Here is a 13474-nt window from a genome sequence, read left to right on the forward strand (position 1 = left end):
GGATCCCGGCATGCGGTGGCGGTGCCCGGCGGCAGGAGAAGAGGCGCGCCACCACGGTTGATCAGGCGCACGGGCGGCCGTCGATGGTGCAGCCGTTTGGCAGCGACTCGAGGGCGCCCACCACGCCGAAGGTGAAATCGACCGAACCGCCCGCCGGAACCGGCCCCGCGTCCGGGGCGGGGGTGAACGTGACGGCCGCGCCGTTCTGGGCCGCCACCACGTTGCCGGCCCAGATTGTCACCTCGTTGCCGCCCGGTACGGTCAGGCGCACGGTCCAGTCGGCGGCCCGGGTCGGGCCCGGATTGCTGATGGTGACGGTTGCCCGGTAGCCGCCCTGGTCGTCGACCTCGGCGCGCAGGGTGGCGCCGAGCACGGGCGTGACCACGGGGGTGGCGCTGGGCGTGGGCTTGGTGGACGGCGGGGCTACCGCGACCGGTTCGGTGGTCGGTGGCGCGGCCGGCACGGTGGTCGGCGCGGTGGTGATCCGCGGCTGCGAAGGGGTGGGTGCCGGCACGGTCGCGGAGGTGGGGATCGTGGCGACCGGCGAAAGTCCGGGCTCCGCGGGCTCGCCGAGGTCGTCCTGACCGAACAGCACGCCCGGCTCCACGGTTTCTTCCAGTCCCGGGGCGCTCACGATCGGCGCCGGCGGCTCCGGGTCGCGCAGCACCGCGTAGCCGACGCCGCCGCCCAGGACGGCCCCGAGCGCGGCCGCCCAGGCCGCCATGACCCGTCGCGACCGCCGCCGCCCGCGATGGGTGACCGGCACGCCGCGCGTCACCCCGAGGTCGATGAAACCTTCGCCGCCATGGCGCGGCACCCGGCGCCGGTCCGGCACCGCCTGCCCGACGGCCGGACCCGGAGGCTGATCCGGCGCTGCCCACCCGACCGCCGAACGCGGAGCAGGCACCCACCCGACCGCCGCACCACGCCCGAAATCGCCGCCGTACCCGAAATCCTCGTCACGCCCGGCCTGGTCCCAGCCGCTGTGCGGATCCGGCTCCCAGCACATCGTCGCGTCGTTGCCGGGATAGCGGTGACCGCTCCCCCAGCCGTCCGCCGCGACACCGCCGGCGGAGCCGAACCAGGTCTCCCCATCGCCGGCCGCGTCCTCCGGCAGCTGATTGTCCTGAGAGGAGGGCAGCCACTCGATCGCCACACCGTCGCTCGGCAGAACCTCCCCGCGCGGGGCCGGCGGCGGCCATCCGGCGGTCGGCGCCTGGCCGTCGAAGACCGCGGTCTCGTCGGCCGGCGGGAAATTTGCGGAGTAACCCTGGACGCCGCTGGGCGGGTTCGGGCGGCGCTCGTCGGTCACGGCCGGAGACTATAGGTGACGGCCGTTCACATTTCCCAAGGTCACAGGCGTTTCGGCCGATCACGCACGGTGAGATCACGCGCGAGTCGGACGGCACAGACGGATCACCATTGACCGCCCGTACCGTCAAGAATCGGACGGACGGACGGCTGGACATCGTCCGAATGGCCGAGGCGGGATACGCTTTTGACTATGGCCGGGACGGGTGGGGTGCGCCCTTCGACGATCTCCCCGCTGCCCGTACAGGCGGCCGGGGCGTCGATGCCTGGCGCGGATTGTGCCACGCTCATGCGTGACCTCGACTGGTCGGCCACCCCGCTGGGCGCGCGCGACCGGTGGGACCCCGCGGTCGCCGCCGCCGTCGACCTGGTTCTCGCGTCGCCCATGCCGATGGCGGCCAGTCTCGGCGAGCGGTTCGTGCTGGTCTACAACGACGCGTTCGCCGGACTGATCGGCACGCTGCACCCGGACGCGCTGGGCCGGCCGGCCGCCGAGGGGTTCGGCGAGCTGTGGGCGGTTCCGGGGCTCGGCGGCGTGGTCGAGGAGGTTTACCGCAGCGGCCAGCCGCACCTCGAAGCCGAGGCGCAGCTCACCGTGACCCGCCGCGAGACCGGCCGGCCGGAGCAGGCGTTCTTCACCCGCGGGCACACCGTGGTGCGCGACGCCCGGGGCGAGGTCGCCGGTGTGCTGAGCGTGGCGGCCGAGACCACCATGGTGACCCGCCGGCTGCAGAGCCTCGGCGAGCTCACCTCACGGCTGGCCGGCACGCTGACCATCGACGACGTGGCCCGGGTGGTGCTGGGCTACGCGATGGCCTCGTTCGACGTCGACCACTGCGTCTTCGCGGTCGACGACGGCAACGCGTTCCGCTTCGTCCGCCGGATCCGCGGTGAGATGCTCGACGAGGCCGACGAGCGGCTGCCCCCGGTGTGGAAGAGGATCCCGGACGACCCGCGGGCGCCGCTGGTCACCGCCGCCCGGTCCGGTCGCGCCGCGTTCGTCGCGGACGGCGAGCCACTGCGGCCGGTCGCCGCCGACCGGCACGAGCGCCGCATCCGTGCGCTGGCCGTGCTGCCGCTGCAGACCGCATCGCTGGCCGGCGCGCTGACCATCGGATACCGGACGGCGCACACCTGGCTACCGGCCGAGCGCGCGCTGCTGAACGCGGCCGCACAGATGGTCGCGCAGGCCGCCGAGCGGGCCCGCAGGTTCGAGGCCCAGCACGGCACCGCCCAGCTCCTGCAGCGCAGCATGCTGCCGGAACACCTGCCCGAACTGGACCACTTCCGGATCGCGGCGCGCTACGACGTCGGCGTCGACGGCAACGCCGCGGGCGGCGACTTCTACGACGCGTTCCACCTGGCCGACGGCCGGCTCGCCATGGTGCTGGGCGACGTGGCCGGGCACGACGTGCGGGCCGCCGCGGTGATGGGCCAGGTGCGGGCCGCGCTGCGGGCGCTGGCACTCACCGACCCGTCGCCGCCGAGCGTGCTGGCCGGACTCGACCGGCTGGTCGGCTCGCTGGGCGCCGAGTCGCGCAACGAGGAGATCTTCGTGACCGTCGCGTACGGGGTCCTCGACCCGGCCGACGGCATCATCACGCTGGCCAGCGCCGGGCATCCGCCGCCGGTGCTGCGCCGCGCCGGGCTGGCCGGCGAGCCGCCCACGGCCGAACTGGTCAAGGTGCCGCCGGGCGCGCCGCTCGGACTCGGCGGCCGGTGGCAGACCGGCCAGGTGCAACTGGAGCCGGGCGACACCATCCTGCTGTTCTCCGACGGCGTGGTGGAGCGCCGCGGCCGCGCCCTCAACGACGGCCTGGACGCCCTGGTCGCGGTGTCCGCGACCGCCGCCAGCGGCGACCCGCGCAACCTGTGCGCGCTGGCCACCACCGCGGTGCCCGGCCCCACCGACGACGACGTGGCGGTACTCGCGGTCGAGCGGGCGGTCGCGCTGAGCCGGTCCGACACCATGCAGGTGGCCGCCGAGCCGACCGGCCCGAGCCGGGTGCGGCAGTGGATGACCGCCCGGCTGCGCGAGTGGTCGGTGCCCGAAGCGGTGATCGCGTCGGCGATCCTGTGCACCAGCGAGCTCACCACCAATGCGCTGCTGCATGCCGGCACCCCCGCGCAGGTGCACATCGACCTGAACGCCGAGCGCCTGCTGGTCTCGGTTGCCGACACCGGCACCCGGGGCAGCGTGATCCGGGCCCGCACCGACGCGATGAGCAGCCGAGGCCGGGGTCTCGGCCTGATCGAGGAACTCAGCGACTCGTGGGGCACGGACCCGTCTGTGCGCGGCTCCACGGTGTGGTTCGAAATGCTTCTCGCCAGCGGCCGAGCACGCTGAGTAATGGTAACCCGCTCTAAAGCGGACATTGAACCCCGTGGTAGTGACGAAGCGTATTGGGTGTCGTAAGGTGGTGAGCACTTCGGGGCATCCATGTTGGAGCGGCACATGCGGATCAGGGGCTTTGCGCCATCGACACCCTGCTGGGTGGAACTGACGACGTCGGACCCGGCCGGGGCGGTCACGTTCTATGCCGAGCTGTTCGGCTGGCAGATCGACGGTGACCGCTTTCTGCGGGACGGCTGCGCCGTAGCCGGGCTCGGTCAGAGCCGTCCGGACCGGCCGCAGGGCTGGCTCACCTACCTGGCCACGGCCGACCTCGAGGAAACACTGCAAAAGATCCAGACGGCGTACGGCCATCGCCTGGCCCGCCCGCAGGAGCGCCCGGGCGCACGCACCGCCCTGGTCGCCGACGCCGCCGGCGCGGTGCTCGGCCTCTGGCAGGCGAACGGGTTCGCTGGCGCCCAACTGCGCGGCGAACCCAACACGCTGGCCTGGCCCGACCTGCTCACCGACGACGTGCGGACCGCCACCGCGTTCTACGGTTCGGTGTTCGGCTGGTCGCTGACCCACGAGTTCGGCAGCGGCGAGTGGCTGACCGAGGCCCACGACTCGGTGGCCGGCCTGATCGCCGGCCGGTACGGCACCCACTGGCAGCCGTCGTTCCAGGTCGACGACTGTCAGTCGGCGATCGAGCGGAGCTGCCGCCTCGGCGCCCGGGTGGCGGCCGCGCCGGTCGAGATGGGCCTGGGCAGCTACGTCGAGCTGGTCGACCCGTTCGGTGCCCCGTTCGCCATCACCGCGCCGGTGCACCGCCCGGTCGAGCTGGCGGTGGCGTACAACGACATCATCGGCATGGAGCTCACCTACGGCGGCTGAGCCTCCCGCACCCCACAAGCAGGGGCTGATCCGGCCGGGTCGGCCCCTTTTTCATGTCAACCAGGGTTGACGAGGAGCCGATGTCAACGTAGGTTGACGGCATGACAGAGGCAACCGACCTCGCCGCCGCCGCCGGCAGCGCCGACCCACGGGTGGGCCTGCGCGCCGTGGTCGCACTCCGACGCCTGCTGGAGGGACTGGAGCAGGTCCAGGTGGCCAACGCCCGCCGCAAGGGCTGGTCCTGGCAGGAGATCGCCGACGCGCTCGAGGTGACCCGCCAGGGCGTACACAAAAAACATGCGCGCCTCATGCCGGCGCCGGACCCACGGGAGGGCTGACATGTTCGAGCGCTTCACCGCCGCCGCGCGCGAAAGCGTGACCGGCGCCCAGCAGGCGGCCCGCGACCTGGGCCACCCCTACATCGGCACCGAACACGTCCTGATCGCGCTGATCGCCGACGAGCAGTCGCCCACCGCCCGGCTGCTGGCCACGTACGGTGTCACCGCCCGGTCGGTCCGGGCCGAGGTGCAGCGTCACGTCGGCCCCGCCGAGCCCGACCCCGCTCTCGAGGATGCCGACGCGGACGCCGAGGACAAGGCCGCCCTGCGCTCGATCGGCATCGACCTGGACGCCGTGCGCGCCGCCATCGAGGAGAACTTCGGCGCCGGCGCGCTGCGTCTGCCCCGTACGCCGCCCAGAAAACGAACGTGGCTGGCCCGGCTCACCCACCGCGACCAACCGCGGTTCCGCGGACCCACCCGAGGCCACATCCCGTTCACCGCGAGGGCCAAGAAGGTGCTGGAACTCTCCCTGCGCGAGGCGCTCCGGCTGCGGCACAACTACATCGCCCCGGAGCACATCCTGCTGGGCCTGCTGCGCGAGGGCGACGGCCTGGCCGCCCTGATCCTGGCCGACCAGCAGGTCGACTTCGACCGCCTGCGGTCCGAGCTGACCGCCGCCCTGCCCGGCAAGGCCGCCTAGGCGGAGGCCGTCTCGCCGGCCACGGCGAGCTCGATCCAGGTGCGCAGGGCGGGCCCGATCGGACCGCAGTGCCGGGTCAGCTCCTCGATCCGCCGCTTGCTGGCGCGCCGGGTGCTGCGGTTCAGCACGAGCTTCAGGTCCGCCGCGGCGACGACGGCCACCAGCGCGGCGTCGGCGGGGTCGACCCGGTCGACGGGATCCTTCAGCGCGTGGCCGACCCGGCCCAGGAGTTCCTTGCGGACGCGCGGGTCGCGAACCGTGACCCGGGTGGTCGGGAACAGCCCGAGGATCCGGCGGGGTTCGAGCCGGACCCAGCCACCGGCATCGAGTTGCTCCCGCACCGCCCGCATGGTGGCGTTCTGCCGCCGGCCAATCCACAGGTACCACCTGTGTGGCCTGGCGCGGGCGATCTCGTCGAGCAGTCCGTCGAGGACCGGGTCGCCGGTGGGCTTGCGCGCCCCGACGGCGGCCCGGCCGCGTTCGTCGACGAGGTGGCCGTCGAGGTAGAGACCCGCGAGGGCCGCGGCGCGGAGCATGGCGCCGAGGCGGGAACCCATCCGGACCCGGCCCTTCGCCGGGTCGTAGGCCAGCAGGTAGATGCGCTGAGGGAGGCTGCCGGGCACCGCCATGTCAGTCTTCTTCCGGGTCGGGGTCGGGTGTGGCGGAGGGCCTGCCGGGGCCCCGCATCCGGCCGACTCCACCGGGGAGCCGGCCGGCGTCGGCGAGGGCCTTGCGCAGGAGGTATTCGATCTGGGCGTTGGTGCTGCGCAGCTCGCCGGCGGCCCAGCGCGCGAGTGCGTCGTGCACCGCGGGATCGAGCCGCAGCAGAAGTTTCTTCCGCTCGGTAGCCATCGGCTGGGCCTAGGAGTAGAGCGTGCCCGTGTTGACCACCGGCTGGGCGTCCCGGTCGCCGCACAGCACCACCAGCAGGTTGCTGACCATCGCGGCCTTGCGCTCTTCGTCGAGCTCGACGATGTGGTTGTCGGCCAGCCGGGCCAGGGCCAGCTCGACCATGCCGACCGCACCCTCGACGATCCGGGTCCGGGCCGCGACGATGGCGTTCGCCTGCTGCCGGCGGAGCATGGCGTGGGCGATCTCGGGTGAGTAGGCGAGGCGGGTCAGCCGGGACTCGATGATCTTCACGCCGGCGGCGGCGACCCGTACGCCGATCTCCTCGGACAGCCGGGCGGTGATCTCGTCGGCGTTGTCCCGCAGCGACATCAGGTCGGTGTCGTGGGAGTCGTACGAGTAGCTGTTGGCGATGTGCCGGACGGCCGTCTCGGTCTGAATGGCGACGAACTCGATGAAGTCGTCCACCTCGAAGACGGCGCGGGCGGTGTCCTCCACCTGCCAGACGACGACCGCGGCGATCTCGATGGGGTTGCCGTCGGCGTCGTTGACCTTGAGCACGTCGGTCTCGTGGTTACGGATCCGGGTGGAGACCCGGCGCCGGGCGGTGAGCGGGTTGACCCAGCGGAGCCCGTCGGTGCGGACCGTGCCGGTGTAGCGCCCGAGCAGCTGAAGAACGCGGGCCTCGCCGGGCGCCACCGGGGTGAGACCGGCCAGCACGATCAGGGCGGCCAGGCCGAACAGCGCACTGAGGCCGACCAGACTCAGAATGGCCGCATTTTCCTTCTGCTGGATGCCGACCAGGAAGACGACGCCGCTCAGGATGATCACCAGCACGGACAGGGCGAGCACCGGCCAGCCCGACACGCCCCGGGCGATGCGCTCACGGACCTGCGGGGTGGGCAGGTCGAGGTGTTCGGTCATGTATGCCTCCTCAGCAGCAGCGACATCACCAGCCTAGCAAAGTGATATCACATTTCCAAACGGCCACCGACGCCCTCGATCCGTGCCGGAAAAGCGGACTCAGCCGCGGTAGTAGATCCGCAGCTGGTGGCCGGCCGCGGTGTGGTGCCACCCCACGTCACCGAGGGCCTCGACCTCGGGATGCCGCTCCAGCCACTGCGCGGCCATGGCGAACGCCTCGGCCGGATCGGCCCCGATGAACGAGACCCGGCGCTCCCACTCCTCCACCACCGTGGGCGCCGCGTGCTTGCGCTCCGGACCGATGATCACGGCCGTGGACCCGACTCGCCGGCCGTTCCGGACCGCCTGTACGAACCAGTCGTTGACGTCGTCGTCATGGTCCACCGCCCACCCGTCGAAGAGGTCCAGGTCGTTGGCGATCGCGGTCCGGGCCGTATCGAGGGCGGCGTCCAATGTGGCGAGTTCGATGTCCTCGCCCTTGTACTCCACCCGATACACCATGGCGCAGCCCCCAGCGTCACCGGTGGAGGTCGCCATCCTCCGCACCGACGTAGACCCGGCCGAACTCGGCTTGATGATAATGGAGGCACTGCTGTTCGTCGCGTGCCTTGATCAGGGCGGATGGAGATGGCCGTGACCGAGGATCGGGTACTGGTGACCGGCGCGGCCGGCGTGATCGGCACGGCCGTGCTCGACCGGCTGGCCGCCGACGGGGTGCCGGCGACCGCGCTGGTGCTCGACGAGCCGCCGCCGATCCGGGCCGACCGGGTGGTGGTGGGCGACGCCGGCGACCCGGACGTGGTGGCCGACGCGCTCGGCGGCGTCACCGCGGTGATCCACCTGGCCGCCATCGCGAACCCGCTCAACGACCCGGACCACGTCGTCTTCGGGCGGAACACCCGGGCCACCTTCGCGGTGCTGGACGGCGCCGGCCGGGCCGGTGTGCGGCGCGCGGCCATCGCCAGCAGCTACTCGGTGTGCGGGCTGCCGTTCGCCCGGGTGCCGACCCGGATGCCCTACCTGCCGGTCGACGTCCGGATGCCGTTGCAGATCACCGACCCGTACGCGCTGTCGAAGCAGGTCGACGAGGCCACCGCCGCGATGGTGCACCGCCGGTACGGCATCGAGGTGGTGGCGCTGCGGCTGCCGTTCGTGGGCTCGGCCGAGAAGCTGGCCGGGCTGGCCGGCTGGTACGCGACCGAGCCGGGCCAGGGCGCGTCGGACGTCTGGAGCTACCTCGACGTGCGGGACGCGGCCCGGGCGCTGGTGGCGGCGCTGCGACCGGCCGGGCCGGGCAACCACGTGCTGTATCTCGCGGCGCCGGAGACGCTCAGCGCGCGGCCCACCGAGTGGCTGCTGGACCGGTTCCACCCGGACGTGCCCCGGCCGTCGTTCCCGGGACGGGCCGTGCCGATCGACCTTTCGCCGGCCCGGGACCTGCTCGGGTTCGAGGCTGTCTTTCCCTTCCCGATCTCATGAGCCGGACCCGCCCGGACGGCGCGACCCGGCGCCTGGCCGGGCGGAAGCCGCTCGACCGGGTGCGTCTGTGCCCGTACCGCTAAAGATTTTTCAGTCGCATGGCGGGGTCGGCGGTGCGCTCGAAGCCCAGCGACCGGTAGAGCGGCTCGGCCATCGCGGACGCCCGGAGGTCCACCTTGCGGATGTCATGGCCGCGGAACCAGTCGAGCAGCGCGGTGAGGCAGGCCCGGCTGTGCCCGCGGCGGCGCTGGTCGGGGTCGGTGGCGACGTTGAAGACATAGCCGACCAGTCCGCTGGGATCGCCGGGGGCGCCGAGCCGGGCCTCGACGGTGCCGGTCGCGCAGGCAGCCAGTCCCCCGCCGGGCCGGTCGATCACGAACGCGGCCATGGTGGGTGCGGCCTCGGCGAGGCGCTGCGCCAGCACCTTCTGCGCCGGCAGGCACCAGGAGTCGTCCCGGTCGACGCCGAGCATCACGGTGCGTAGGCGGATGAGTTCCGAAGCGTCGTCGACGGTGGCCTGGCGGGCGGTCATGGCACGAAGGTTAACCACGAGGGGGCAGCGCGACCTATCGAGTTTGCCCTAGCGTGCCGGACATGGTGCGTTCCGTGGGTCTGCTGCCGGCGCTGGTCTGGGGCGTCCTCGCGGGATTCCTGCGGCCACGCGGACCGATCTTCCCGCTCGAGGCGGTCGGGATCATCGTGGTGAGCGTGGTGGTCGGCGTGGTGGCCGGGCGGGTGACGCGGTCACGCTGGGCGATGTTCTTCGCGCCGATCTTCTTCGTGGTGGCCGGCGAGGTCACCCGGATCGGCTTCACCGGGCCGACGGTCGACCTCCCCCGCCTCAGCACCCTGGGCCAGGCCGCGCTGGTCTCCGGCCGAGGCGCGTATGCGCTGCTCACAGTGCTGCCCATGGTGGTCGGCGCGGCCTACGGCGCCGGCTCGACCCGGCGCAGCCGCAGCTGGTTGCGCTGGGTGGGACGCTTCTGCACCGGGATTCTCGCGCTGGTGGTGGCCGCGATCACCGTCGTGGTCGCGGTCCCGGGGCGCGCCGCGCCCATCGGCGGGGGCATTTCCGAGCTGGCGTACGCGGGAAAGCTGGGCCTGATGATCCGGGGCAACCGGGCCGACGCCCCACTCCTGCTGTTCGTGCCGGGTTCGCCGGGCGGCTCGGAACTGGGCGCCATGCGTCGCCGCCTGGGCGCGCTGGAGCAGCAGTTCGTGGTGGCGACCATGGACCGGCGGGGCGGCGGCCGCTCGTTCGGCGGCCTCGACCCGACGCCGACGTTCACGGTCGAGAACGAGACGGCGAACGTGGTGCAGGCCGCCAAATACCTGCTGTCCCGGTTCCGCAAGGACAAGCTCTACCTGGTGGCGCACTCCGGCGGGACGATCGGCGCCACGCTCGCGGTGCAGGACCAGCCGGCGCTGTTCGCGGCGTACGTGGGCGTCGGCCAGGTGGCCGCCCCGGCCGCCAGCGACCGCGGCCAGTACGACGACACCCTGGCCCGGGCCCGCGAGAAGGGCGACGACGCGCTGGTCAACCGGCTCACCGCGGTGGGACCGCCGCCGTACGACGACATCTACGGGTACGAACCGATGATCCTGGCCGAGGACGTGGTCTACGGGTCCGGCAACGGCGCCGCGCTGGAGGACAACGTCGAGGCGCCGGAGTTGTCGGCACTCGATAAGGTGCACGTGATCTCCGGCCTGCTGGACTCGTTCGACGCGTACTACCCGCGGGTGCAGGAGATCGACTTCCGTAACCAGGTGCCGGCGCTCGGGGTACCGGTGTGGTTCGTGGCCGGCGAGCGTGAGGTGCCGGCCCGCACCCGCGACCTGAACCAGTGGTTCCAGGTGCTCCAGGCGCCGCGCAAGGAGGTCGTGACCCTGGCGGGGGCGGGGCACCGGTCGATGTTCGACCAGCCCGCGGCGTTCGTCGAGCTGATGAGCCGGGTGGTCGTGGCGGCACCGTGACCGACGGCACTTGTTACTTCAGATTTGAAGGAGTTAGAGTCGCCGCATGGCCGAACCGCTGAACGACGCCGAGCTGATCACCTGGCGGACCTTCATCGAGAGTTCCTGGCAGCTGCACACCCGCCTCGAGGATGAGCTGCGCGCCACCACCGGCCTGAGCATGAACGACTACCACGTGCTGGTCGTGCTCTCCGAGGCCCCCGACCGCCGGCTGCGGATGGGCGAGCTGGCCGGCCGGCTCGTCTTCTCGCCCAGCCGGATCACGTACCAGATCAACTCGATGGTCAAGCGCGGCCTGGTCCGGAAACAGCCATGTCCCGAGGACGGACGCGGTCAGGAGGCGATACTCACCGAGGAGGGCCTGGCCGCCCTCGAGTACGCCGCACCGCTGCACCTGATCACCGTCCGGGACCGCTTCATCGATCATCTCGACCCCGACGAACTCGACGTGATCGCCAGGGTTTTCGACAAAGTAAGGAAGGCCTGAGATGCCCGCCATCACCGTCGACGACGTACTGGTCCTGCCGCGCCTGCCCGAACCGGGCCCGGCCACCGAGTTCCGCAAGGTCCGCCGGCTCACCACCGCCCCCACCGGTTACGAGGGCGAGGGCTTCCCGGTGCGCCGGGCCTTCGCCGGGGTGCCGGTGCACGAGCTCGACCCGTTCATCCACCTCGATCAGATGGGCGAGGTCGACTACGCGCCGGGCGAGCCCAAGGGCACGCCGTGGCACCCGCACCGCGGGTTCGAGACGGTCACGTACATGATCGACGGGATCATGGACCACCAGGACTCGCTCGGCAGCGGCGGCACCATCGCCAACGGCGACACCCAGTGGATGACCGCCGGCCAGGGCATCCTGCACATCGAGGCGCCGCCCGAGCACCTGGTGACCAGCGGCGGCCTGTTCCACGGCCTCCAGCTCTGGGTCAACCTGCCCCGGGTGGCCAAGATGATCGCCCCGAAATACCAGGACATCCGCGGCCAGCAGGCGGCCCTGCTGACCACCCCGGACGGCGGCAGCCTGATCCGGGTGATCGCCGGCGAGGTGGCCGGGCACGCCGGTCCCGGCTCCACGCACACCCCGATCAACCTGGCGCACGTCACGCTCCAGCCCGGCGCCCGGATCGACCTGCCCTGGCAGGCCGACTACAACGCGCTGGTGTACGTGCTGGCCGGCCGCGGCACGGTCGGCGTCGAGCAGCGGCCGCTGCACATCGGCCAGCTCGCGGTGCACGGCTCCGGCGAGGCCATCCGGGTCGAGGCCGACCAGACCCAGGACTCGAACGTGCCGGCCATGGAGCTGTTCGTGATGGGCGGCCGCCCGATCCGCGAACCGGTGGCGCACTACGGCCCGTTCGTGATGAACACCCGCGAGGAACTCCTGCAGGCGTTCGAGGACTTCAACAAGGGCCGGCTCGGGGTCATCCCGGCCGAAAAGCTGCCGCACACGGACTGATTGACACGCGAGCGATATGAGGCTTTTGCGATGAATACCGGGGAGCGTCTACTGATCTAGGCTGTCCGTCATGGACCGTCACATCGAGCGCTTCGCCGACCTGGTGGTCCGGGCCGGGGTCAACGTCCAGCCCGGGCAGGGAGTCGTGGTCGACACCGACACCGCGCACCTCGAGATCGCCCGCGCGGTGGTCGAGGCCGCTTACGCGGCCGGGGCCGCGTGGGTCGAGCCGAACTGGAGCGACGGTCCCATGCAGCGCTCTGCGGTCGACCATCTCACGGTCGGGCAACTCTCCGCCAGCCGACCCTGGGCATTGACTCGAATCAATGAGTGGCGGGACGCCGGCGTGGCCTCGATCGCGCTGACCGGCGACGCCGACCCGCACCTGTTCGACGGTGCCGACCCGGCCCGGGTGGCGGCCCGCCGGCACGAGGAGATCCAGGCCCGGCGCCGCGCCCTGTTCGACGGCATGCGCTGGTGCGTGGTGGCCGCACCCAACCCGGGCTGGGCCCGGCAGATCTTCGGTGAACCGGACACCGAACGGCTGTGGGCCGCGGTCAGCACGGCCATGCGGCTGGAGGCGGACGACCCGGTGGCGGCCTGGCGGGACCGGTCGGCCACCCTGGCGACCCGGGCCCAGCAGCTCGACAAGCTGGAACTGACCGAGGTGCGCTACACCGGCGACGGCACCGACCTGACCGTGGGGTTGCTGCCGCAGACCCGGTGGACCGGCGGCGGCCTGGTCGACAGGTTCGGCATCGACTACCTGCCGAACATCCCCACCGAGGAGGTCTTCACCAGCCCCGACCGGGGCCGCGCCGACGGCGTGATCCGGGTGACCCGGCCGATGGTGATCCTCGGCCAGCTGGTGACCGGCCTGCGGGTGACCTTCGAGGGCGGCACGATCGTCGAGGCCACCGCCGACCAGGGCGCCGACGTGATCCGCGCCCAGCTGGCGACCGACGAGGGCGCCCTGCGGCTGGGCGAGGTCTCGCTGGTCGACCGGGACAGCCGGATCGCCAAGGCCGGCATCGTCTTCCACAACACCCTCTACGACGAGAACGCCGGCTGCCACGTGGCGTGGGGCCAGAGCTTCCCGTTCGCGGTGGCCGGCGGCCCCGCGATGACCGAGCAGGAACGCGCCGACCTGGGCCTGAACATGTCCGGCATCCACACCGACGTGGTGATAGGCGGCGACGGCATCACGGTGACCGGCACCGGTCCACAGGGCACAGCGACCATCATCCGCAACGACGAGTGGGTGCTCTGACGG

The 13474-nt window shown here is 72.2% G+C and carries 14 protein-coding genes and 2 pseudogenes; 10 read left to right on the forward strand and 6 right to left on the reverse strand.

The window, feature by feature from the left end; all coding sequences use genetic code 11:
* Positions 1 to 61: 61 nt before the first annotated feature.
* Entirely contained in the window at positions 62 to 1312 is a 1251-nt protein-coding gene (locus tag Ari01nite_RS01095; RefSeq protein WP_203778488.1) for a cellulose binding domain-containing protein, read from the reverse strand.
* A 192-nt stretch (positions 1313 to 1504) separates the two neighbouring features.
* Between Ari01nite_RS01095 and Ari01nite_RS01100 the strand changes: the two genes are divergently transcribed.
* From Ari01nite_RS01100 to Ari01nite_RS49545, 5 genes and pseudogenes are all read left to right on the forward strand, one after another.
* Positions 1505 to 3658, forward strand: a complete 2154-nt coding sequence (locus Ari01nite_RS01100) for an ATP-binding SpoIIE family protein phosphatase (RefSeq protein WP_203778489.1) — start codon at positions 1505 to 1507, stop codon at positions 3656 to 3658.
* A 147-nt stretch (positions 3659 to 3805) separates the two neighbouring features.
* Complete coding sequence (locus tag Ari01nite_RS01105) at positions 3806 to 4537, forward strand: VOC family protein (protein ID WP_239162387.1); 732 nt, start codon at positions 3806 to 3808, stop codon at positions 4535 to 4537.
* A gap of 101 nt (positions 4538 to 4638) precedes the next feature.
* Positions 4639 to 4875 (forward strand): helix-turn-helix domain-containing protein, encoded by a 237-nt coding sequence (locus Ari01nite_RS01110; RefSeq protein ID WP_203778491.1) that lies wholly within the window; start codon positions 4639 to 4641, stop codon positions 4873 to 4875.
* A 1-nt stretch (position 4876) separates the two neighbouring features.
* A pseudogene (locus tag Ari01nite_RS49540) lies at positions 4877 to 5077 on the forward strand (Clp protease N-terminal domain-containing protein); the annotation flags it as partial.
* Positions 5078 to 5299: 222 nt separating this feature from the next.
* Positions 5300 to 5506, forward strand: a pseudogene (locus tag Ari01nite_RS49545) (Clp protease N-terminal domain-containing protein); the annotation flags it as partial.
* 8 nt (positions 5507 to 5514) lie between these two features.
* Here the strand turns inward: Ari01nite_RS49545 and Ari01nite_RS01120 are convergent.
* The 4 genes from Ari01nite_RS01120 to Ari01nite_RS01135 all read right to left on the reverse strand — a co-directional run bounded on the left by Ari01nite_RS01120 (position 5515) and on the right by Ari01nite_RS01135 (position 7828).
* A complete protein-coding gene (locus tag Ari01nite_RS01120) occupies positions 5515 to 6147 on the reverse strand; it encodes a GOLPH3/VPS74 family protein (protein ID WP_203778493.1) in 633 nt (210 codons plus the stop codon).
* A gap of 1 nt (position 6148) precedes the next feature.
* Positions 6149 to 6370 carry a type II toxin-antitoxin system antitoxin gene (locus Ari01nite_RS01125; protein WP_203778494.1) on the reverse strand — a complete coding sequence of 74 codons (222 nt, stop codon included), beginning with the start codon at positions 6368 to 6370 and terminating at the stop codon, positions 6149 to 6151.
* Between the two features lie 9 nt (positions 6371 to 6379).
* Positions 6380 to 7291 (reverse strand): SPFH domain-containing protein, encoded by a 912-nt coding sequence (locus Ari01nite_RS01130; RefSeq protein WP_203778495.1) that lies wholly within the window; start codon positions 7289 to 7291, stop codon positions 6380 to 6382.
* 99 nt (positions 7292 to 7390) lie between these two features.
* A complete protein-coding gene (locus Ari01nite_RS01135) occupies positions 7391 to 7828 on the reverse strand; it encodes a hypothetical protein (protein WP_239162388.1) in 438 nt (145 codons plus the stop codon).
* Positions 7829 to 7924: 96 nt separating this feature from the next.
* Here Ari01nite_RS01135 and Ari01nite_RS01140 point away from each other — a divergent pair, with 96 nt between their 5' ends.
* Complete coding sequence (locus Ari01nite_RS01140; RefSeq protein WP_239162389.1) at positions 7925 to 8770, forward strand: NAD-dependent epimerase/dehydratase family protein; 846 nt, start codon at positions 7925 to 7927, stop codon at positions 8768 to 8770.
* A 79-nt stretch (positions 8771 to 8849) separates the two neighbouring features.
* Here the strand turns inward: Ari01nite_RS01140 and Ari01nite_RS01145 are convergent, their stop codons facing one another.
* Positions 8850 to 9302, reverse strand: coding sequence for a GNAT family N-acetyltransferase (locus Ari01nite_RS01145; protein ID WP_203778496.1), 453 nt, complete (start codon positions 9300 to 9302; stop codon positions 8850 to 8852).
* Positions 9303 to 9364: 62 nt separating this feature from the next.
* Between Ari01nite_RS01145 and Ari01nite_RS01150 the strand changes: the two genes are divergently transcribed.
* From Ari01nite_RS01150 to Ari01nite_RS01165, 4 genes are all read left to right on the forward strand, one after another.
* Positions 9365 to 10744 carry an alpha/beta hydrolase gene (locus Ari01nite_RS01150; RefSeq protein WP_203778497.1) on the forward strand — a complete coding sequence of 460 codons (1380 nt, stop codon included), beginning with the start codon at positions 9365 to 9367 and terminating at the stop codon, positions 10742 to 10744.
* 46 nt (positions 10745 to 10790) lie between these two features.
* Complete coding sequence (locus Ari01nite_RS01155) at positions 10791 to 11231, forward strand: MarR family winged helix-turn-helix transcriptional regulator (protein ID WP_203778498.1); 441 nt, start codon at positions 10791 to 10793, stop codon at positions 11229 to 11231.
* A gap of 1 nt (position 11232) precedes the next feature.
* The gene (locus Ari01nite_RS01160) at positions 11233 to 12201 is read left to right on the forward strand and encodes a pirin family protein (protein ID WP_203778499.1); all 969 of its coding nucleotides are present in this window, start codon (positions 11233 to 11235) and stop codon (positions 12199 to 12201) included.
* A gap of 70 nt (positions 12202 to 12271) precedes the next feature.
* On the forward strand, positions 12272 to 13471 hold the full coding sequence (locus tag Ari01nite_RS01165; protein WP_203778500.1) for an aminopeptidase: 1200 nt from the start codon (positions 12272 to 12274) through the stop codon (positions 13469 to 13471).
* Positions 13472 to 13474 lie beyond the last annotated feature (3 nt).

Source organism: Paractinoplanes rishiriensis (assembly GCF_016862375.1).
In the GTDB taxonomy this organism is placed as follows: Bacteria; Actinomycetota; Actinomycetes; order Mycobacteriales; family Micromonosporaceae; genus Actinoplanes; species Actinoplanes rishiriensis.